This window comes from Tritonibacter scottomollicae (assembly GCF_032924845.1).
Lineage (GTDB): Bacteria > Pseudomonadota > Alphaproteobacteria > Rhodobacterales > Rhodobacteraceae > Epibacterium > Epibacterium scottomollicae.
In genome coordinates this window covers 3,166,641-3,187,903 of sequence record NZ_CP136704.1, presented here as the reverse complement: position 1 = coordinate 3,187,903, position 21,263 = coordinate 3,166,641, and the positions used below count along the sequence as shown (strand labels likewise).

General features: G+C 57.0%; 19 protein-coding genes. 15 read left to right on the top strand and 4 right to left on the bottom strand.

Features of this window, described 5'->3' with window-relative positions; all coding sequences use genetic code 11:
• Positions 1-3 precede the first annotated feature (3 nt).
• The 6 genes from R1T40_RS15850 to R1T40_RS15825 all read left to right on the top strand — a co-directional run bounded on the left by R1T40_RS15850 (position 4) and on the right by R1T40_RS15825 (position 7,700).
• Entirely contained in the window at positions 4-1,617 is a 1,614-nt protein-coding gene (locus tag R1T40_RS15850) for a long-chain-fatty-acid--CoA ligase (protein ID WP_317384802.1), read from the top strand.
• 230 nt (positions 1,618-1,847) lie between these two features.
• A complete protein-coding gene (locus R1T40_RS15845) occupies positions 1,848-2,687 on the top strand; it encodes a flagellar motor protein MotB (RefSeq protein ID WP_106162516.1) in 840 nt (279 codons plus the stop codon).
• Between the two features lie 130 nt (positions 2,688-2,817).
• Positions 2,818-4,086 carry a flagellar hook protein FlgE gene (locus R1T40_RS15840; RefSeq protein WP_317384801.1) on the top strand — a complete coding sequence of 423 codons (1,269 nt, stop codon included), beginning with the start codon at positions 2,818-2,820 and terminating at the stop codon, positions 4,084-4,086.
• Positions 4,087-4,137: 51 nt separating this feature from the next.
• A complete protein-coding gene (flgK, locus tag R1T40_RS15835) occupies positions 4,138-5,586 on the top strand; it encodes a flagellar hook-associated protein FlgK (protein WP_317384800.1) in 1,449 nt (482 codons plus the stop codon).
• A 3-nt stretch (positions 5,587-5,589) separates the two neighbouring features.
• Positions 5,590-6,597: a flagellin gene (locus R1T40_RS15830; protein WP_106162519.1), complete on the top strand. Its 1,008-nt coding sequence runs from the start codon at positions 5,590-5,592 to the stop codon at positions 6,595-6,597.
• The gene (locus tag R1T40_RS15825) at positions 6,597-7,700 is read left to right on the top strand and encodes a flagellar basal body P-ring protein FlgI (RefSeq protein WP_106162520.1); all 1,104 of its coding nucleotides are present in this window, start codon (positions 6,597-6,599) and stop codon (positions 7,698-7,700) included. Before R1T40_RS15830 ends, R1T40_RS15825 begins: the two co-directional genes overlap by 1 nt.
• 428 nt (positions 7,701-8,128) lie before the next feature.
• On the opposite strand, the gene fliP is transcribed toward R1T40_RS15825, so the two are convergent.
• From fliP to fliF, 4 genes are read right to left on the bottom strand one after another with little or no spacing between them, the layout of a single operon-like run.
• The gene (gene fliP, locus R1T40_RS15820; RefSeq protein WP_317384799.1) at positions 8,129-8,875 is read right to left on the bottom strand and encodes a flagellar type III secretion system pore protein FliP; all 747 of its coding nucleotides are present in this window, start codon (positions 8,873-8,875) and stop codon (positions 8,129-8,131) included.
• Positions 8,872-9,168: a FliM/FliN family flagellar motor switch protein gene (locus tag R1T40_RS15815; RefSeq protein ID WP_106162523.1), complete on the bottom strand. Its 297-nt coding sequence runs from the start codon at positions 9,166-9,168 to the stop codon at positions 8,872-8,874. Before R1T40_RS15815 ends, fliP begins: the two co-directional genes overlap by 4 nt.
• The gene (locus R1T40_RS15810; protein WP_106162524.1) at positions 9,161-9,757 is read right to left on the bottom strand and encodes an ABC transporter ATP-binding protein; all 597 of its coding nucleotides are present in this window, start codon (positions 9,755-9,757) and stop codon (positions 9,161-9,163) included. The genes R1T40_RS15815 and R1T40_RS15810 overlap by 8 nt, the downstream gene beginning before the upstream one ends.
• Positions 9,754-11,430: a flagellar basal-body MS-ring/collar protein FliF gene (gene fliF, locus R1T40_RS15805; RefSeq protein WP_317384798.1), complete on the bottom strand. Its 1,677-nt coding sequence runs from the start codon at positions 11,428-11,430 to the stop codon at positions 9,754-9,756. The genes R1T40_RS15810 and fliF overlap by 4 nt, the downstream gene beginning before the upstream one ends.
• Positions 11,431-11,549: 119 nt before the next feature.
• Here fliF and R1T40_RS15800 point away from each other — a divergent pair, with 119 nt between their 5' ends.
• The 9 genes from R1T40_RS15800 (at position 11,550) to R1T40_RS15760 (ending at position 21,203) form a co-directional block, all read left to right on the top strand.
• Positions 11,550-12,074, top strand: a complete 525-nt coding sequence (locus R1T40_RS15800) for a flagellar basal body-associated FliL family protein (protein ID WP_317384797.1) — start codon at positions 11,550-11,552, stop codon at positions 12,072-12,074.
• A 9-nt stretch (positions 12,075-12,083) separates the two neighbouring features.
• Positions 12,084-12,554 (top strand): hypothetical protein, encoded by a 471-nt coding sequence (locus R1T40_RS15795; protein WP_106162526.1) that lies wholly within the window; start codon positions 12,084-12,086, stop codon positions 12,552-12,554.
• Positions 12,554-13,171: a MotE family protein gene (locus tag R1T40_RS15790; protein ID WP_317384796.1), complete on the top strand. Its 618-nt coding sequence runs from the start codon at positions 12,554-12,556 to the stop codon at positions 13,169-13,171. Before R1T40_RS15795 ends, R1T40_RS15790 begins: the two co-directional genes overlap by 1 nt.
• A gap of 74 nt (positions 13,172-13,245) precedes the next feature.
• Positions 13,246-14,115 carry a flagellar motor stator protein MotA gene (motA, locus tag R1T40_RS15785; RefSeq protein ID WP_317384795.1) on the top strand — a complete coding sequence of 290 codons (870 nt, stop codon included), beginning with the start codon at positions 13,246-13,248 and terminating at the stop codon, positions 14,113-14,115.
• Positions 14,112-16,526: a hypothetical protein gene (locus R1T40_RS15780; RefSeq protein ID WP_317384794.1), complete on the top strand. Its 2,415-nt coding sequence runs from the start codon at positions 14,112-14,114 to the stop codon at positions 16,524-16,526. The genes motA and R1T40_RS15780 overlap by 4 nt, the downstream gene beginning before the upstream one ends.
• 372 nt (positions 16,527-16,898) lie before the next feature.
• A complete protein-coding gene (gene flhA, locus R1T40_RS15775; protein ID WP_394804997.1) occupies positions 16,899-18,938 on the top strand; it encodes a flagellar biosynthesis protein FlhA in 2,040 nt (679 codons plus the stop codon).
• Positions 18,935-19,714 carry a flagellar biosynthetic protein FliR gene (locus tag R1T40_RS15770; RefSeq protein ID WP_317384793.1) on the top strand — a complete coding sequence of 260 codons (780 nt, stop codon included), beginning with the start codon at positions 18,935-18,937 and terminating at the stop codon, positions 19,712-19,714. The genes flhA and R1T40_RS15770 overlap by 4 nt, the downstream gene beginning before the upstream one ends.
• Positions 19,711-20,802, top strand: a complete 1,092-nt coding sequence (gene flhB, locus R1T40_RS15765; RefSeq protein ID WP_317384792.1) for a flagellar type III secretion system protein FlhB — start codon at positions 19,711-19,713, stop codon at positions 20,800-20,802. Before R1T40_RS15770 ends, flhB begins: the two co-directional genes overlap by 4 nt.
• Positions 20,799-21,203: a hypothetical protein gene (locus R1T40_RS15760; RefSeq protein WP_317384791.1), complete on the top strand. Its 405-nt coding sequence runs from the start codon at positions 20,799-20,801 to the stop codon at positions 21,201-21,203. Before flhB ends, R1T40_RS15760 begins: the two co-directional genes overlap by 4 nt.
• The last annotated feature ends 60 nt before the right edge of the window (positions 21,204-21,263 follow it).

Sequence of the window (21,263 nt, the reverse complement as noted above, 5' to 3'; positions counted from 1 at the left end):
CCCATGCTGGGCAAGATGATGACGCAACCGCTGACCATCAGTTCGCTGATCGAACATGCGGGCAAGTACCATGCCGGCACCACCGTGGCCTCGGTCGAGACAACCGGCGACGTCGAGCATACGACCTGGGGCAATGTCGCCAGCAATGCGCGAAAACTGGCGGCGGCACTGGACAAGCTCGGCTTAAAACCGGGCACCCGCTGCGGCACGATCGCCTGGAACAACCGCCGTCACCTGGAGATCTATTTTGGTGTCGCGGGTGCGGGCTATGTCTGCCACACGCTGAACCCGCGCCTTAAGCCCGAGCAACTGATCTACATCATCAACCACGCCGAGGACGAGGTGCTGTTCATCGACGCGACCTTTGTCCCGGCAGTGGCCCAGCTCAGAGCACATCTGCCAAAGCTGCGCCACGTGGTGCTGATGGGGCCGGAAGACGCCGAAGCCGCCGCGCAGATCGATGGGCTGCTTTTCTACGACAGCCTGCTGGCCGCGGAGAGCGGTGACCATAGCTGGCCTGATCTGGACGAGAACGCCCCCTCCAGCCTGTGCTACACCTCAGGCACAACTGGCAATCCGAAGGGTGTGCTCTATACCCATCGCTCCACCGTGCTGCACTCGCTGGGCGGCAACCAGCCCGATGGGCTGGCGCTGGCGGCGCGTGACAGCGTGATGGCGGTGGTGCCGATGTTCCACGTCAATGCCTGGGGGGTGCCCTATATCACCGCCGCGGTGGGGGCCAAGCTGGTGCTGCCGGGGCCGAACCTTGATGGCGAAAGCCTGGTTAGGCTGATTGATGCCGAGGAGGTGACCATCGCTCTGGGGGTGCCGACAATCTGGATGGGGCTGCTGCAGGCGCTGAAAGCCACGGGCAGCACAGTTCCGAGCCTGGAACGCACTGTTGTGGGCGGCTCCGCCTTGCCGACAGTGATGATCCCCACCTTCCGCGACACCTACGGGGTGGAGCTGATACACGCCTGGGGCATGACCGAGACCAGCCCGCTTGGGACCCTGAATCAACTCCTGCAAAAGCACCACGCGCTGAGCGATGCCGAGAAAGGCGCGATCCGCGAAGGCCAGGGCCGTCCGCCCTTTGGCGTGGAGCTGCGCATCGTCGATGAGACGGGTGCAGCCCTGCCCGAGGATGGCAAGACGCAGGGGGAGTTGCAGGTCCGGGGGCACTGGATCGTCGATACCTACTTCGGACAGGAGCAGCCGGCGCTCACCGAGGACGGTTGGTTCGACACCGGCGACGTCGCGACCATCGATGCCGACGGTTATATGATCATTCGGGATCGCTCCAAGGATATCATCAAGTCGGGTGGTGAATGGATCTCCACGGTCGAGCTGGAGGACATCGCCATGTCGCATCCGGGCGTTGCTCAGGCAGCGGCGATCGCGGCCCGTCATCCCAAGTGGGACGAACGCCCGGTACTGATTGCGGTAAAATCTGATGATACGCTTACGGAGGTAGAGCTTCTTAAACACTATGATGGCAGGGTCGCCTCGTGGCAGGTCCCGGACGCCGTGGTGTTCGTGGGGGCTCTGCCGCTCGGTGGAACCGGCAAGGTTCAGAAGAACAAGCTCCGCGAATCGTATGGTGACATGCTGCTGTGATGGCGGCAAAGGAGGCGGGAATTTGACCCGCCTCGGCCCCCGCCACAAAGGGGCCACATTGCCGCCCGTAGCCTGCCACAAGTCTTCCCCCGAAAAGCCAGGATGGCCTCAATTTTGCCTTGGAAACCATACGTTTAGGTGTGTTACTGGGGCCAATTTTATCTGTTAAGACCTGGTTAAGGAACCCCTCTGTATCCCGGTTTTGGGTGAACAGAAAAGGTGGTGGGAACATGACTGCTCAGAGCAACGTAGCTCCTATTATTATCAAGCGGAAAAAGGTTGTCGGTGGTGATGGTCACCACGGCGGCGCATGGAAAGTGGCCTATGCCGACTTCGTTACGGCGATGATGGCGTTCTTTCTTCTCATGTGGCTTTTGAACGCGACAACGGAAAAACAACGCAAGGGTTTGGCGGATTATTTTTCACCGTCCATTCCGCTGAGCCGCGTATCCGGCGGTGGTAATGGCGCCTTTCAGGGCGACACCATGTTCACTGAGGATGTGAAACCTCAGAACGGTATTGGCGCGACGAAGGAAAACCCGACAGATGCGTCTCGGGCGCAGGGTGACTCCGGTGTCGCCGACAGCCAACAGAATGACGAGGCCGAAGAGGCGAGCTTCCGCAAGATCGAAGAAGAGCTGATGGGACGCGGGGGCGAAAGCATGGTCAGCATTGATATGGCGCGCCATATCGTGACCCGAGTGACAGATGAAGGTTTGATCATCGAACTCTTCGAGACCGACGATGCCAAGCTGTTCGAAACCGGTACGGAACGTCCGAACGTAATGATGCGCGATCTGCTGCGGATGGTGGCTCGGGTTACGGCTGCGGTCGAGAATGACGTGGCGATCGGTGGGCATGTGGCCTCGACCCCTGTGGTCATCGCCAACAACCCGGTCTGGGCCCTCTCTCACGCCCGTGCCAATGCGACTCGGGAGCTGCTGGAGACGGGCGGTATGAAATCCAAGCGAATCTCCCGCGTGACCGGCTACGCAGATCGCGACCTTGCCTCCCAGAATCCGATGGCTGCGCGGAACAATCGCATCAGCATCACCCTTCTGCGGAAGTAATCGCCCATAAAACAAAGGCAAAAGCGGCTGGCAGATAGATAGGATTTTATCTGTTAGCCGCGCGTTAAGTACAAGCGCGCTAATCCTGACAGCGAGAAAAAACTCAAGATGCAGCAGAAAGGCGTATCTAATGACCATTTCCTCTTCGCTGAATGCTGGCGTAGCCGGGCTTGCCGCGAACTCCAGCCGCCTGGCGGCCATTTCAGATAATATCGCGAATTCCTCGACCGCCGGCTACAAGCGCGTAGTGACCTCATTTGAATCCATGGTCATCTCGCAGTCCGGCGGCACCTACGCCGCGGGTGGGGTCTCCGTCGGCAACACGCGCATGATTGACGAGCGCAGTTCCCTGATCTCCACCAACAACTCCACCGACATTGCTGTTGACGGAAAAGGTTTTATCCCCGTCGCAAGCCTCGCTGAGGTGGAAGCGGGCGGTGATCCGAACATGCTCTTGACCACTTCCGGTTCCTTTCGGACCAATGAGGAAGGCTATCTGACGACGTCGTCTGGGCTTGTGCTCTTGGGTTGGCCAGCTGATGCGGATGGCTCAATTCCCACAGTTGCTCGTGACACCGATGATCCGCTTGAGGCGATCAAATTCGATACTTCACAGTTGAGCGCAGCGCCGACGACAGCGGTGAGCCTTGGCGTCAATTTGCCAGCTGAGAGCGCAGTGACCGGGGCTGCGGGTGATGCTGAAGAGAATACCATTCAGTACTTCGACAACCTGGGCGGTCAGCAGGATCTGGATATCGTTTACACGCCAACGGGTGTGAACGACAACGAATGGTCAATGACCCTCACCGATGGTGCGACGGGTACAGTTGTCGGGGAGTACACTCTGACATTTGACGACTCCGCAACCGGCAAGGGCACGCTCGACACTGTCGCCACGACCACCGGCGGTGCTTATGATCCCGCTTCCGGTACCATCATCGTGACCACCGACAGCGGCCCGATCGAGGTTGAAATCGGTGTGATGACCCAGCTCTCGAGCGCATTCTCTGCTGCTACCATTGAGAAGGACGGCTATGAGGCTGCCAGCTTTGCCGGTGTTGAGGTCGATGAGGGCGGGCTTGTGCATGCTCTTTACGAAAATGGCAGCAGTCGTGTTGTGTATCAGATTCCTCTTGCTGACATGCCGAACGCAAACGGGATGAGGTCTCTCGACAGTCAGACTTTCATGCCGTCGCCTGACAGTGGTGCGTTCTACCTTTGGGATGCGGGCACCGGACCGACTGGAACCGTGGCTGCCTACCGTCAGGAAGAGTCGGCAACCGATGTCGCGACTGAATTGACCTCGATGATTCAAACACAGCGCGCCTATTCCTCCAACGCGAAGGTCATTCAGACCGTCGATGAGATGCTGCAGGAAACCACAAACATTAAGCGCTGATAAAATCAGCGCTTTCAAATGATAATATGTAATCACAGAAGGTGATCTGGGATGTCTCTTTCGACCGCCCTTAATAGCGCGATGACCGGTATCACGGCGGCCAGCAGGTCGACGTCGGTGGTGTCAGACAATCTCGCGAACGCCCTGACTGAAGGGTACTATCGCCGCACTTTGAATCTCAGTTCGAACGGCGCAGCCGGCGGCGTGAGCATCGGGTCGGTGCAGCGCATGATCGACCCTGCTATTCAAAAGAGCGTACGGTTGGCAGAGGCAACTCACGCTTCCAACTCGGTCACCTCCAGCTTCTATGCACAGGTTTCCGATCGGGTAGGGACAGTGAATGATGCCTACTCGGTTGCGCAACGACTGACGGATATGGAGACCGCCCTGATCGAGGCGACCTCCTTGCCGGACTCGGACGCGCGTCTCAATGATCTGTCGATGCAGGCTGAAGAACTGGCGATGTCCATTCGGGATGCGGCGGATGGTGTTGCGACCTTGAGAAACAAGGCCGAGGGTTCCATCAACGCTCTGGTCAACGGCCTGGAAACGGACCTTGAGAACCTCAACGAGATCAACAAGAAAATTCTTGCTGCGGAGATCCGCGGCCAGGATCCGTCTGGCCTTCAAGATCGGCGTGACAACCTGATTGACTCCATCAACGAGGTCATCCCGGTTCAGGTGTATCAGCGGGATAACAATCAGACTGCTCTTTACACCACGTCAGGTATCAAGCTGATCGACGGTGGCTCTGTCGCTGAGTTCTCCTTCAATAAGACGTCTCTGGTCACGCCTTACATGTCCATCGGCAATGGGCAGCTGTCAGGTCTGGAGATTGATGGCAGGTCCATCGATACATCCATCGACGGCAAAATCGGTGGCGGCAGTCTCGCGGCGCAATTCCATGTTCGGGATGTTGCTGCGGTACAGGCGCAGAACGATCTGGACACAATGGCGGGCGATCTGATTGAGCGTTTCCAGGATCCGACTGTGGATCCCACGCTTGGTGCCACAGACCCGGGGATATTTACCGATAACGCGGCCTACTATGACAATACGAACGAATTGGGTATCGCCAATCGGATAGAGATCAACAGCGTCATCGCCATGAGTGGTGATGCAGAAACCTGGCGCTTGCGTGACGGTCTGAATGCGGCAGCGATCGGCAATCGTGGGGATACAACGATCCTCAACAACTACGGCGCCGCACTGGATGCAACAAATACGATCTCGTCGCCCGGGTTGGGGTCTGGTGACTACAGCGCATATTCGATCGCCGCGAACCTGATGACCAATTTCACCCAGGAAAACACTTGGGCGGAGCAGCAACTGGCTTTCTCGTCGGCCATCTATTCCGACATCCAGGCTCGCGAATTGGAACAGGGCGTTGATACCGACTCGGAACTTCAAACGCTGATGATGGTCGAAACGGTCTATGCCGCGAACGCCCGGATGATCCAGGCGATCGATGAAATGATGCAGGAACTGATGAGGCTCTAAGCTATGAATGTGCAATCTTTTGGTGATATGGCGCAGTTTCTGTTTCTGCGCGGTCGTTCGGTAGAATTGAACAAGACCCTGGACACGCTGACCCAGGAAATGAGTACGGGCGTTTCGTCGAACCTGCCGGCACGCCTTGGCGGTGATCTGGGGTTTGTTGCGGATCTCGAGCGTTCAATCTCGAAAATGGACAGCTACAAGGTCGCAGCGCAAGAGGCCGCACTATTTTCTTCTACTGCGCAGGACTACCTCGAACGGATCAATGACAATGCGTTGAACCTCGGTGCGGATATCCTTTCGTTGTCCAGTACGGCCAATGACACCACCGCGCAGGAGCTGGCCTCTCAATCGATGACCTATCTGAAGGAGGCTATTTCTAATCTAAATGGTCAGCTGTCCGGGCGAAGCCTGTTTGCCGGTACCGACACCAGCACATCGCCGCTGGAAAGTGCGGACACCATGATGACAGCACTGGTTGCTGAAGTCGGCGCGCTGACGGACGAGGATGATATCGTCCAGGCGGTGCAGGACTGGTTCGCGGATCCTGCGGGGTTTGATGCGATCATGTATAACGGTTCGACCGACAACATGAGCGCCGTGCGGATCGGCGTAAATGAAGAGGTCAACTTCGCCCTCCGTGCCGACGATGAGCGTCTCAAACAGGCCATGAAAAGCTTCGCACTTGGGGCGCTGGGCAGTCAGGATTATCTTGGCCATCTGTCCACGGTGGAATCTTCGGCTCTGGTGGCGCGGGCTGGCACTGAACTGATGAATGCGCAGACCAGCCTGACGGATGTGCAGTCCGATCTTGGCTTCATTCAGGCGCGGATCGAGGAAACACAGACCCGCAATACCGCCGCTTTCACATCCATGGCCACGACCCTCAATGATCTGATCCTGGCCGATCCTGCTGAAACCGCCAGTCGCGTTGAGGAGGTCCAGTTCCAGCTGGAAGCGCTCTACTCGATCACCGTGCGGTCCTCGCAGCTTAATCTGTTGAACTACATGTAATGCGCAAACTCCTTCATATCCTGATGACATGTCTGTTGCTGCCGACGCTGGCGCAGGCCAATGCAATCCGCCTCAAGGACCTAGTCGAATTTGACGGGGTCCGAGGCAACGATCTGGTGGGCTATGGCCTCGTGGTTGGTCTGAATGGTACCGGGGATGGTTTGCGCAATTCACCATTCACCGAAGAGATCATGACGAATATCCTCGAACGCCTCGGCGTCAACGTGAGTGGCGAGCAGTTCCGACCCAAAAACGTGGCGGCCGTGTTTGTAACCGCCTCCCTGCCGCCCTTCGCGCGGGTGGGCGGAACGATTGATGCGACGGTGTCTGCGATCGGTGATTCCAGCAGCCTGTTGGGTGGGACACTTATCATGACGCCTCTCAACGCAGCCGATGGGCAAATTTATGCAGTGGCGCAGGGCACGATCCTGGCCGGCGGTGCGGTGGCCGAAGGTGAGGCCGCAACCGTGACAAAGGGCGTGCCGACGTCCGGCGTGATCCCGTCGGGCGCGCGGGTCGAGCGAGAGATCGATTTTGACCTGTCGTCGCTCGATTCCATGCGGTTGGCCTTGCGAGAGCCGGACTTCACGACTGCAGGCCGCATCGAAAGTGCAATCAATAGCGAGTTTGGTCGCAATGTTGCAGTGATGCGTGACTCCGGCACGGTTGAGGTCAATATCCAGCGCACCAACGCACGTTCGACCGCCCATGCGGTTGGCCGCATGGAGAACGTGTTGGTAGAGCCGCAGCGCAAGGCACGTGTCGTCGTGGATCAAAGCTCTGGCACCATTGTAATGGGCAGTGATGTGCGGATCTCTCATGTAGCCGTGGCCCAGGGCAACCTGACACTGCGTGTAGAAGAAGCGCCGCTGGTTTCTCAGCCCAACCCCTTTGCCGATGGTGAAACCGTGGTGGTGCCGCGCACCGGTGCCGCATTGGAGGAAGAAGAGGGAATACAACTCGCTGAAGTCCGCGAGACGACCTCTTTGTCTGAGGTAGTGGCTGGTCTGAATGCGCTGGGCGTATCCCCGCGCGACATGATCGACATCCTGAAAAGCCTCAAGGCTGCAGGGGCGCTGCATGCGGAGTTCGTCGTGCGCTAACTCGCAGATCTCAGCCCCCTGACGAAGCACCCCGGGAGACCCGCCCGGGGTGCTTTTTTGTGCAGGACTAGGACGGAGAGCATTGGGGCGAGTATCATCATGCGCAGGTTGCGGGCGGTATGGTCTAGCTTGTGCAGTTTTGATGGATTGATCGCGCTGTGGCCGTCGGCCATGATTTCACAGCACAGCACAGCACAGCACAGCACAGCACAGCACAGCACAGCACAGCACAGCACAGCACAGCCAACGCTGATTCCATGTGTGAGTGCCAGCGAGGTGGATGTCGTTTGCTTGAGCCGCCGCCCGACGGGTGTCGGCGTGTCGCGTGCCAGGGAGCGCCATGCTCGAAATTCGCGGGACCCATAAATGAAAGAAGCCCGGGCTGCTGGACAACCCGGGCTTCTTTGTTTCGAGGTGTTGGGGTTGCGTCAGCCCGGATAATAGCTCCGGACCAGAGCGCTCGCGATCAGGCTCCAACCGTCAGCGACAACGAAAAACGCCAGTTTGAACGGAAGAGAGACGAGTGCTGGCGGCACCATCATCATGCCCATCGACATGAGAACAGCGGCCGTTACAAGATCGATAACCAGGAACGGCAGAAACACCAAGAAGCCGATTTGGAAGGCTCGGGTGATTTCTGAGAGCATGAAGCTTGGGATAAGTACCGAAAGTGACGAGTCGGGCGAGGGGTCCGTGCCCTCTGTAGCCGGTCTGAGATCGGCGATGGCGTAGTAGGTGTCAGCATCGAGCCTGTTGGCCATGAAGACCCGAAAGGGTTGAACGGCACGTTCCAGCGCCGGCACGACTCCGAGCTCCTCATCAATCAGCGGGGCGATTCCGGTCTCCCAGGCTTCGGTAAACACCGGTTCCATCACGAAATAGGTCAGGAACATCGCCAAGCTGATCATCAGCATGTTCGGCGGTGCCTGCTGCAGACCGATACCCTGACGTAAGATCGACAGAACCGTGATCAGGAATGGAAAACAGGTGAGCATGACCAGGAGGCCCGGCGCAACGCTGAGCACAGTGATCAAAAGGATGAGCTGGATGGTTCGGGCCGAAATCGACTGTCCATCCGCGAGGTTAAGGCTCAATTCTTGAGCCAGCGCTGCCTGAGGTTGCGCCAGCAGTACAAAGACCGCCAGCGCTCCCAGAGCGATAAATTTCCGTGTCATCCCAGCCCGCTTTGCAGATCTGCAATTTCTGTCAAACGTACGGCCAGCTGGCCGGCCTGATCGCCTTCCATTTCTTCCAGTTGACCGCGCGCCACCAGACGGTCTCCGACATAAAGGTCCACGGGATCTTCGACCTTCTTGTCCAAGGTCAAAATCGCGTTTTCACCGAGGTTCACAAGGTCGCGAATCAGAGGGCGCGCCTTGCCAACTGACACGATCACCTCCACCGGGACCGAGACAAACGGATTGGAGGCATCGGCGGATTTCGGGTTCAGTTCGCCAGACTCATCCATAGTGGCTTTCCTCTTTGAATTGATAGGAGAAGGCATCGATCGACTCGCGGATGGATTCGATGAGTGCCTCGGAGTTCAGTTCACGTTCGCTCTGCCCAACCCGAAGTTGGGCCTGCCCTGCATTGAGATTTGCATCTTCGCGCACGCGGACATCGAGGGATGTTTCATCACCAAGCAGCGCCCGGATGGCAGTCCCTTCTCCGGCTGCGGCAACGACCTCCATCGGTTCATTGATCCGGCTTTTAGCCATTTCATTGAGATGGTCGATGATGTGGTGGCCGAAGGTCGCCGCCATCGTGTCGGGAAGGATGGCCGAGGTCAGGACCTTGAACATCGGATCAAGCGATTCCATCAGCTGCGACTGAGCCTCATGATAGGTGAAGCTCAGATCCTCGAGCGAACTGGCAAGGGTCGCAGAAACATTGGTGACTTCCTTGTCCTTGGCATCGATCGCGTCATCCCAGCCCGCAGTGTAGCCTTTTTCGAAGGATACCAGCTTTGCTTCTTCGACGACTTCTTCGGAAAAGTTGCTGACAGGCTCGACGGGAGTTTTGACGCCAAAGTCCTCCAGAAGATGTGCAATTGTCATCCGGCACGCTCCTCATTGTTTTCTTCCAGCCACCCGCGCAGGATTTGCACGGTTTCTTCCTGGCGGTCGCCGATCATCGATCGCAGGCGATCCACGGGATCAGCGCTCATACCGCCGCCAAAGCTGTTGAGCCCGTCGCCCATGCCCGGTAGCTCGCCCATGGGCTCGAAGCCACCCTGACCGCCACTGTCGATTTCCCCATCAAGAGCAATGTTGGCGCCCAGGTCGGGGTTGGTCATGAAGTTGGCATCACCTCCAGCCATATGCGGAAGCTCTGGCAGGCCGCCGTCCAGAGTTGACCCGTCCGGTGCGGCAAGGGACCGAACCGACGCGCCATTTCCTGCGAGGATCGGACGCACCACGAACAGGCCAAGGATCAGGGCAACCAGCGCCAGTGCCGCCATCTGGATGATCGACATCACGTCAAAATACAGATTGTCGAAGAAGGATGCGGTGACCGCTGTTCCTTCAGGTTCTACATTCGGCAGATCCATGGACTTCAGCGTGATCACGTCGCCGCGATTCGGATCGAACCCAACCGCAGAAGAAATCAACTCGCGCAGTGCTTCGAGCTCTTCTTCAGGGCGCGGCTGGAATTCAGTCTGACCCTCGGCGATTTCGGTTGTGACACCGTTGACCAGAACCGCGACGGTCAGGCGTTTTATCGCGCCAGGACCGCGTACGATTTCCTTTTCGGTTTCGGACACTTCGTAATTGACCCGCTCCCGGGTGGCGTTGGTGTTGGCACGCGATCCTTCACCAGTACCCGCATCACCATCTGGAATATTCGATGCCACGGTGACTTCGCCGGCCTGATTCTGCGAGGAGTCGGTACGTTCCTCGACATCGGTACTGATCGCGACACGGCTTTCCGGGTCGATCCGCTTTTCACGGATCGATTCGGTATCAGTCACCGTCTCCACGCTGATTTCGACAACGGCATTGCCATGTCCGACGCGCGCCTCCACTAGGCGCAGAACACGTTCGCGCAGGGTCTGAGATCGATCATCAGTGCCCGCACCCGCGGCAGCAGCTGCTTCAGGCGATCCGATCAGGGCGCCATTGGCGTCGATAACTGCCACGTTATCCACCGCAAGCCCGGCAACAGCAGAGGCCACGAGAAAGCGAATCGCGTTGGCCTGCGCTGGTGTGACCGGTGTCCCCATCGGCGTCACGGATACAGAAGCCGTGGGTTCGATTGTTCGTTGGAACGGGTTGCTCCCGGTGTTAGCGATATGAACTCGCGCCTGACTAACATGAGGGTTCGCCACAATGGTGCGGGCCAATTCGCCTTCTTTCGCGCGCCAATAGGCAGCGTCAAACATTTGCGAGGTGGTCCCGAACCCGCTGAGCGAATCGAGTAGCTCGTACCCTTTGCCGCCATTTGCTGGCAAACCCTGGCTGGCCAGGGTCATTCGCAGTTCATCGCGTTTGTTCGACGGGACGTAGATCGACCCGCCGCGTATTTCATAGTCGACAGCGCTTTGTTCGAGCGCGCTGACGACATCTCCGGCCGAGCTGCTCTCGAGCCCGGCATATAGTAGTTGCATGGATGGCTTATTCGCCACCATGGACATGAGGAAGAAGGTGAAGATCACGGCGAGAGTCGCCCCGATTGCCATCAACCGCTTCCGCGTATCCAAACCTGCCCAGACATTCTTGATCTGCTGCACATTAACCTCCGTCGCACCGGCGTTCTCTCCGGCCTGCAACCCTTTTCTCCGATTGGCCTTAACATTCGGTTAGTTCCTGTCGGGTTATGAACGGGGTGCACGACGTTTTAGGGATAGCCATGACAGACGCTGTAGCTGATGTAGGAACAGATGGACCGGCCAAGAAGAGTAAGATGCCCCCTATCATAGGGCTCGTACTTGGACTCGCCGGTGCAGGGGGCGGTTTTTATGCCGTTCAGTCGGGCCTTCTTCCTTTTGGAGATAAGGCTGGGTCGGAAGTTGCCCATGCCACCAAAGAGGCGCCAGAAGGCGTAGACAAGGGTGAGACGGCGGGAGAGATCGCCAACCTTGCCTTTATCGAAATGGAACCGATCGTAATCACGCTGAACAAAGCCAGTGGCGTTCAGCAGCTTCGGTTCCGCGCTCAACTCGAGGTCAATCAGGCCGATCAGGTCGAGGTTGAAAAAGTCCTCCCCAGAGTTGTCGACGTTCTGAACAGCTACCTGCGGGCGCTGGAGCTTGAGGATATGACAGATCCGATGGCCCTGCCGAAACTGCGGGCACAGATGCTACGGCGGATCAACATTGCGACCGGTCAAGGACGCGTGCGTGATCTGCTGATCATGGATTTCGTACTCAACTAGGAGGACAGGATGGAACTTATAGCTGATATCCTGCTTGCGGCCGGAGCACTGGGTGCTGGGTTTTATTGCCTGGTGCTATCGCGCCGACTGAAACGCTTCAACGATCTCGAAAAAGGGGTCGGAGGCGCGGTGGCGGTGCTCTCGTCGCAAGTGGATGATCTGAACAAGTCGTTGGTTGCAGCGCGCAAGATGTCGGATGGATCTAGCCAGGCGCTGGAGCAATTGACTGGCCGGGCCGAATCCGTATCGCACAAGCTGGAACTGATGATGGCGTCGATGCATGATATCGCGCCACAGCAGGAACCGGCGTCTCAAGCGGCAGCGACGACCGAAGAAAATGACGCGCTTGCAGAAGCTTATGAGGCTGATGCACAGGACGACGCGGCTGCAGATGCCGTCCAGTCGGAGCCTCAGGAAGAAGCAAAGCCTTCTGGTCTGATGTTCGTGCGTCATAACCGGAATCAAAATCGGGTAGCGTGATGGCGAAGGCTGAAAAATCCAAGAGAATGGAAAAGGCTAAGCGCGGTACGTTGATGCTGTTGGCGATTTTCCTGATGGGGTCAGCGGCGGTTCGAATCGCTCTCGAAGCGGCCCCGGCCATCGCGCTTGAAGTTTCCGAGATGCAATCTTCAGACGACGGGTCAAACGTGCCAACGGCTGGTGGAGGCCGCTCCGCTGTCCCCGATTCGGCAGAGATGCAAGCCATGCTTGCGGCCTTCAAGAAACGTGAAGCCTTGCTGAATGAGCGGGAGGCGGAGCTGGAAGATCGTATGCGAGCACTGGAGATCGCCGATCAGGCGATCAACAAGAAGCTTACGGACTTGCAGCAGGCAGAGGAAAAGCTATTGGCCACTCTCGCGCTTGCCGATGGTGCCGCCGAACAGGATGTCACCAAGCTGACCAGTGTCTACGAGCAGATGAAGCCAAAGGAAGCGGCTGCATTGTTCGAAGAAATGGACCCGACCTTTGCAGCTGGATTCCTGGCACGTATGCGGCCAGAGGCGGCTGCTGGTGTCATGGCTGGTCTCAGCCCAGAAGCGGCCTATACCATCAGCGTGGTACTGGCCGGGCGAAATGGTGAGGTGCCCAAGGAATAACTTGGGCCTTCACTCAGTCTTTCTTAACAAGACTCATCTACCTTCCAAGCAGTGATAGAATTTGGAGCTTACCTATGATCGGGATTGTGGGGATCGTTGTGATCTTTGTCATGGTGTTCGGTGGCTACCTGCTTGCAGGCGGGAAGCTGGGCATCATCGTCAAGTCTCTTCCTTTTGAGATGATGATGATTGGTGGCGCGGCTATCGGGGCTTTCCTGATCAGCAATGACATGAGCGGCGTAAAACATACGCTTAAGGACATGGGTAAGGTCTTTAAGGGGCCCAAATGGAAGCCGGATGACTACAAAGATCTGCTGTGCTTGCTATTCGCTCTCATCCGCATCGCCCGAGCGAATCCAGTCGAGGTGGAACAGCATATCGAGGATCCGGAGAATTCCTCCGTATTTGGAAAATATCCCAAGATCCTGGCGGATAAAGAAGCCGTAAATCTGATTAGTGACACGATGCGCTCTGCGTCCATGAACTACGATGACCCGCATCAGGTCGAAGAGGTTCTGGAAAAGCGGATCGACGCCAACCTGCATCATGCGTTGCATTCAAGCCATGCGTTGCAGACCATGGCCGACGGTCTGCCCGCGCTGGGCATTGTGGCCGCTGTTCTCGGGGTGATCAAGACGATGGCGTCTATCGATCAGCCGCCTGAAGTCCTTGGCAAGATGATTGGTGGCGCGCTCGTCGGGACTTTTCTTGGGGTTTTCCTGTCCTATGGTCTGGTCGCCCCCTTCGCTGGCAAGGTGAAATCTGTCGTCGAGGAAGACGCGCATTTCTATCAGCTGATCCGAGAGGTTCTGGTGGCGAACCTTCACAACCACGCCGCCGCCATCTGCATTGAAGTGGGGCGTCAGAATACGCCTTCCCACATCCGGCCCGGGTTCTCCGAGCTGGAGGAAGCCTTGAATTCGGTGAAACAGGACGCAGCATGATTTCGCGAGCAATCGCATTGGCGACCGCAGTAGTGGTCGCCGGATATGCAGAAGCACAAACCATCGTAACGCGCTCGGGTGAACACGAAGACTTTTCCCGGCTCGTAATGCGAATCCCTGATGGGGTAGAGTGGTCTCTGACGCAAAGTGATCGCATTGCCACCATCAACGTCGGATCTCCGACGGCAGTGTTCAATACGCGTGGCGTATTCGATCTCATCCCCCGCACCCGCATTCAAGACATCAGACAGTCCGGCCCAGGCCAGCCGCTGCGAATTGATCTGGGTTGTGAATGTAGCGTCGACTATTATCAGCAGTCGGATGGCTATCTCGTTGTAGACGTGCGTGAGGGGCGTCCACTTTCACTAGCGGAACCGTCTGATAGAGCAAGTCTGCCACTGACCTTCCCGACGTCCGGGGAGGGCTACAGCTTTAATCTGGAGCGCCAGAACTTGGCCAGTGCGCGGGTCGCACTGAACCTCGAGGACGCGGTCGAGCAGGCATTCGGTTCTTCAAAGCAGCAACCGCTGCACACCGGGCCATTGGAACTGCCGCTTCGTGACGCGGAAGAGGCGGGGCCCACAGCCGAGAGCGCGCTTGCTGAGGCAAAACCTCCCGCCGAAAAAAACAAAGATGGTAAATCCGAACCCAAACCTTTGGATGCGAATGCCAGCCTTCTAATGGATTTCGACGAAAGCCAGCGGGCTGCCATGGTGAATGACACCGAGGCGCGCATCCTGCAGCAAATCGGGCGCGCCAGTAACCAAGGGCTCCTACAGCCCAACGCTGAGACGCAGGAGAACCAGCAACTTAATCCTCTGGATAATGGCAACCGCCCTCTCAACCCTTTGGACAACATTTCGGTCACATCAGCGATTGATCGCGAAACAGGATTGTTCGCGGCCGGCGCAGGGGATGAGAATGTTGATACGCACTGTATCGCGGATAGAGAAATAGCGATTAACAAATGGGGCGATGAAACACCGTTCGCTGAACAGATCGGAGAGTTGCGTAACAAGGTTCTTGGCGAATTTGACGAGGTAAATCGTGATTCAGCGCTGAAGTTGACACGAACCTATCTGTATTTTGGCTTCGGAGCTGAGGCGATAGCAGCCTTGGGGCTTCTGTCCGAACGAGACTTGAACCCGCGCTCTCGTGAAGTGATGATCACGATGGCTAAGATTCTCGATGCTTCTGACATGCCCGTGAACACGATTTTCTCGGGACAGCAGACCTGCAACGGTGACGCTGCTTTCTGGGCTGCGCTATCAGATGGGCTGGTCAAGAAAAGCGCGAATACTGACGCAATTCAGCAGGCATTCGCGCGCCTTCCAGCGCATCTTCGGGTGCAGCTGGGCCCACGCCTAAGCACGTTTTTTGCAGATGCAGGCGATCCAAGCGTCGCAAAAGCGGCTCTGCGATCTGTGGACCGCACGGGTATTGAAGCGGTCCCGGATCGCAATCTCGCCGAGGCCGCGATCGCTGAACTCGAAGGTGATACAGATGAAGTGGTCCGCAATCTCAACGAGGAAGTCGCAGAGCAGAGTCAGAATACGCCTAAAGCGCTCATCGACCTTATCAAGCTGAGCTATGCGGAACGTCGCGCTTTGACTCCGGATGTTCCGGACCTGACGGCCTCTTACGAACTGGAGAACCGTCATTCCGCGCTCGGTGCCGAATTGCGTCTAGCTGAGGTGACTGCTTTGGCGTTAACGGGCGACTTTGACAGGGCTTTCCAGCAAGTGTCCGTTTTGGAACAACGCGATGGCACCAATGCCAGAAATGCAGCCAATGTACCTTTGATGACGTTGCTGACAGAGAATGCTGACGACGTAACCTTCCTAAAATACGCGTTGATTTTTGCAGAAGAGGCGGGTGCGACGCGTGCAGGCCAAGTTGGTGATATGGTGGCCCGCCGGTTGCTTGATCTGGGGTTTGCGGAGCAAGCAGAAATGTTGTTGGTTAAGATGAGCCTGGAGCCGCAGAATAACGAACGTCGCATGATGAGTGCTGAAGCACATCTCCAAATGGATCAGCCTCAGCGGGCTCTGGTTGAGTTGATGGGGCTCGAAGGACAGCAAGCAGATCGTATGCGGGCCGAGGCCCTGTGGCGTAACAAGGAGTATGAACGGGCGAGCCAGTATATGGTGTCCGCACAGGATTTGAACGAAGCCGCACGTGGGTTTTGGTTGTCTGAGGATCTGGACGCAGCGGAAGCATTGGATGAAGAAGCCGCCCCTTTCCGTGCAGTTGCAGATCTGACCAAGCAGATTGACACAGCAGTCCAGGAACCGCAGGGCATGCCCCCACTGGCAGAAGCACGTGCGCTGATCGAGAGCAGCGCCGGGGCGCGGACGTCGATCGAGGAACTGCTTCGTCAGGTTGAGCGAACTGCGCCTGAAGAAGAATAGGGTATCCCTTTCATTTTGCATTGGCATGGCCGTCCCGGAGGACGGCCATTTCGCTTCGCCTGATAACATTTTGTAAAGCATGTCGGCCTACCGTGAGGACAGGGAAGAATCCTCATTTGGAACAGGCAAAATGCCAGTGAAAAAGACGACAGCAACCGGGCAACGATCCCGGCATTTTTTGACCGTGCGGCAAGGGGCTCCCCTGCTGGCGCGGTTTTTGGCGTTTTCGCGATGGATTATCGCCAGTCTTAGCGGACCTCTCTATCTTCCGACCGGTACTGCCGGGCCGATCCTGATCGCTTTCATATAAGAGAAAAACTCGTGCCGAATCTGTCAATCAAAGAGCTTTTCAGCCCGACGATCCTTCTTGCGATGGCGCTTATGGCGATCATTGTGATGATGATATTGCCAATGCCGGCGTGGGTGTTGGACGTGGGGCTCGCCACTTCGTTCGCACTTGCGATCCTCATATTCACAGTGACCCTCTTCATCGAGAGACCTTTGGATTTTTCGTCGTTTCCGACGATCCTCCTCGCATCCTTGATGCTGCGCCTGTCCTTGAATGTGTCATCGACCAAGCTGATCATCGGACAAGGCCACACCGGTACGGATGCGGCCGGCAATGTGATCGAGGGGTTCGCGAACTTCGTGATGGGCGGCAGTGTCTTTCTCGGGCTTGTGGTCTTCGGGGTTCTGCTGATCGTGAACTTCATGGTCATCACAAAGGGTGCGGCGCGCATGGCGGAAGTTGGCGCGCGCTTCGCGCTCGATGGGATGCCGGGTAAACAGCTCGCGATTGACAGCGACGTGTCTGCGGGTGCGATCGATCACGCCACTGCCAAGGAACGCCGGGAGACCGAACAGCGTGAAACCACATTCTTCGGCTCGCTCGATGGCGCGTCGAAATTTGTGAAAGGCGATGCAGTCGCAGGCCTTCTCATTACTCTGCTGAACCTGATTGTCGGTCTTTTGATGGGGGTTCTCATCCACGGCATGCCGATTGGAACGGCTTTTGAAACCTACGCGATTCTGACCGTTGGGGACGGTCTCGTGTCGCAGATCCCATCGGTGATCATCTCTATCGCAGCCGCGCTTCTGCTGGCACGAGGCGGTGCCACCGGTGCCACAGACACCGCGATTTTCTCGCAGTTTGCCAAGTATCCAGGGGCGATCGCCGCAGTATCCGTGCTGATGATCCTCTTCGCCCTGGTTCCGGGTTTGCCGTTTATTCCATTCATCACCGGTGGCGCTCTCCTTGGGTACCTTGCCTACCGCGTCCAGAAGAAGAATGCCGAGACAGAACAGTCGGAGCTGGATGCGAAAGTCGAGGAGGTCCAGTCGCCCGAAAAAGCCAAGGCGCTTGGTGATATCCTGGACCTCGATGACCTGCATCTGGAGTTTTCCCAAGATTTGGTATCGATGGTTCTTGATCCCGGAACCGGACTGGACGCACGCATTGCGAATATGCGCACGCATGTAGCCACGACCTTTGGTCTGATTTTGCCGGAAATCCGCCTGACGGATGAGGCCGAACTGGAGAACGGAACCTATGTCGTTCGTATTCAGGGTGTTGAGCAAGCACGCGGTACGCTGCATCCGGATATGGTTTTGGCATTGATGCCAGATAATCATGCTGCGTTGCCGTCCGGAACTGATGTGACAGAGCCCGTCTACGGTGCACCCGCCCGCTGGATTTCGACCAAGCATCAAGAAGACGCCGCCCTGATGGGGGCGACTGTGGTGTCACCGCCGGAGATCCTTGCCACGCATCTTCTGGAAGTCGTCAAACAAAGCTTCCCGCGCCTGTTCACGCTCAAGGCCCTGCGCCGCTTGCTGCGCGAGATGACGGATCTGACAGATGAGTTTCGCGCCAATGCCAACAAGAAACTGTTGGATGAGTTGATCCCGGACAAGGTGCCGATCGATACTCTGCACGCAGTGTTGCGCCTTCTGCTCGAAGAACGCGTGTCGATCCGAAATATGCCGCTGATCCTTGAGTCCATCGCCGAAGCGCGCATGCGAACCACGTCGCCGGAGCTGATTACAGAGCATGTGCGTCAACGCCTCGGCTTTCAGTTGGTGGCAGAAATGAAGCGTGACGATGGTACCATTCCGCTGGTACAGCTGGCCCCTGAATGGGAAGATGCGTTCACCACTTACCAGGTTGAAACCCAGTCCGGCCTTGATATTGCCTTGCCCCCGGACACGTTCAACAAGCTTGTTGATGCCATGAGCGACAAGATCAACCAGGTCACCGAGCAAGGTATCTTCGCCGCCATCGTCACCTCCACGCGACGTCGCCGGTATCTTCGCACGATCCTGCGGTCCCGCGGCATTCAAAATCCGGTATTGTCCTTTGAGGAAATCGGATTGGAGGCCCGCCCGGCACTTGTAGGTATGGTCGCGGCATGAACTTTGAAGGCATTACTCCTGAATTGCTAGCACTGTTCGGTGCAGGGTTCTGGCAAGGAGCCATTGTGTTCCTGCGCATCGGAGCAATGACTGCGGTCATGCTCGGGTTTGGGGAACAGCTCGTCCCGACTCAGATCCGACTCGTTTCAGGTTTGGTGTTTACCGCCATTGTCGCCCCGACTTTGCCCCAGATACCGATGCCGCAATCGACCATGCAGTACGCCGGGCTCGTTGCGACAGAGGCGGTTGTGGGGCTGTCGCTTGGGGTCGCGCTGCGGATGTTCATGCATATGTTGCAGACCGCAGGGTCGATTGCGGCTCAATGTACCTCGCTCAGCCAAGTGCTAGGCGGTGCAGGGGCCGATCCGATGCCGGCGCTTGGTGCTGTCTTGTGGATCTCCGGCATAGCGGTAGCGGTCATGCTGGATTTTCACATTCACGCGGCAGAGTTGATGATCAGGTCCTATGATCTGTTTCCCATTGGCGTCTTCCCGGATGCCTCGGGGCTATCGGAATGGGGAGTCCACCGCGTGTCGGAAACGTTTTCGATCGCGTTCACACTGGCAGCGCCGTTCCTGATCACTGCAGTTATCTACAACCTCACGCTTGGAGTCATCAATCGTGCGATGCCACAGCTGATGGTGGTTTTTGTCGGTGCACCAGTGATCACGTTTGGTGGCTTGTCGATCCTGATGATTGGCGCGCCGATGATGCTTCAGGTCTGGGGGCGCAATCTGTTGATGTTCTTTGCAGACCCGGGTGTTGGAATGCCATGAGCGACGATAGCGAAGACTCAGACAAGTCATTTGAACCAACGCCCGAAAAGCTGCGCAAGGCACGTCAGGACGGCGATGTCCCGAAGTCGAACGACCTGCTGCAGGCGGCCTCATATCTGGGTCTGTTAATCGCGCTTTACGCGGCCGGACGGTCTTCCATTGAAGAACTCGGCACCGTCTTGATGAGTATGATCGACCAGCCTGATCGACTGGTCCCGGTATTCTTCGGCGATGGCAGCGCCTCCCCCATTGCGGGGGAGTTCATATCTGCAGCGTTTGGATCAATACTGTCGTGGTTTGTTGTCCCGGCGGCACTTGTGTTGCTGGCGGTGTTTGCACAAAAGGCCATGGTCTTTGCCCCAAAGCGGATTGAACCGAAGCTCTCGCGCCTCTCCATCATCAAGAACGCCCAGAACAAGTTTGGTCGCTCCGGCCTGTTTGAATTTGCTAAGAGCTTCTTCAAGCTGGTTCTGTATTCTGTTGCTCTGGGAGTTTACCTGTCTTGGCGGTTGCCTGAGATGATCGCATCTGTGGGCACCAGCCCTTTTACGGTTGTTCCATTCCTGGCGCAGCTTGCCATGGAGTTCCTGATCCTGACGTTGATCATTGCCCTGGCGATCGGTCTTGTGGATGCATCATTTCAACAATCTGAATTTATTCGGAAAAACATGATGTCGCGCAAGGATGTCATGGATGAGATGAAGCAATCTGAGGGCGATCCGCACATGAAAGGCCAGCGCAAGCAGAAGGGGCGTCAGATCGTGAGCAAACAGATTGCCGCTGCGGTTCCCGATGCGGATGTGGTTATCGTGAACCCGACGCACTATGCGGTAGCCCTGAAATGGACCCGGGTTGCGGGTAGCGCGCCTGAGTGCGTTGCCAAAGGGGTCGACGAGGTTGCTGCCATGATCCGCGAGATCGCGCAGGAGAATGGCGTACCGCTGCACAGTGATCCACCAACCGCACGCGCACTTTATGCAACGGTTGAGGTCGGTGAGGAAATTTCCGAGGAACATTACGCTCCAGTGGCGGCTGCGGTTCGTTTTGCCGAAGAGATGCGTAAGAAGGCGAAGGAGAGTGTCGTATGAAACAGGACAAGATGCTTGCGCAGATGAAGGCGGTGACGAATGCCGTTTACCTGCGGGAACACGCCAAAGTTAAACCCATTCTTGACCGTGAGGCACAGCTGCGCGGCAAGCTGGCAATGTTGAAACAGCAAGTGGAAGAGTCCAGGTCCCTGATTGACGAAAGCCATGAGATGAAGACTCTCGGTGTCGATCTGCAATGGCAGAGATGGCACACCAATGCACGCCGGGATATCAATCAGGACCTTGCTCAGGTCACGGCACAGAAGTTTCGTGCAATGGACAAGCTGCGTCACGCCTTCGGCCGTAAACATGCGGTAGAGACTATGGAAAATCAGCATAAATCGGATGCCAAGGAACGTCGCAACAAGATGCTGTTTGATCGGTTGATGAACCTCGACTGAGGCGGGCCTGGGAACAGCCCTGGCAAAGAGCTAGATGCCAAGAGAGGCCGCCTTCGAAGT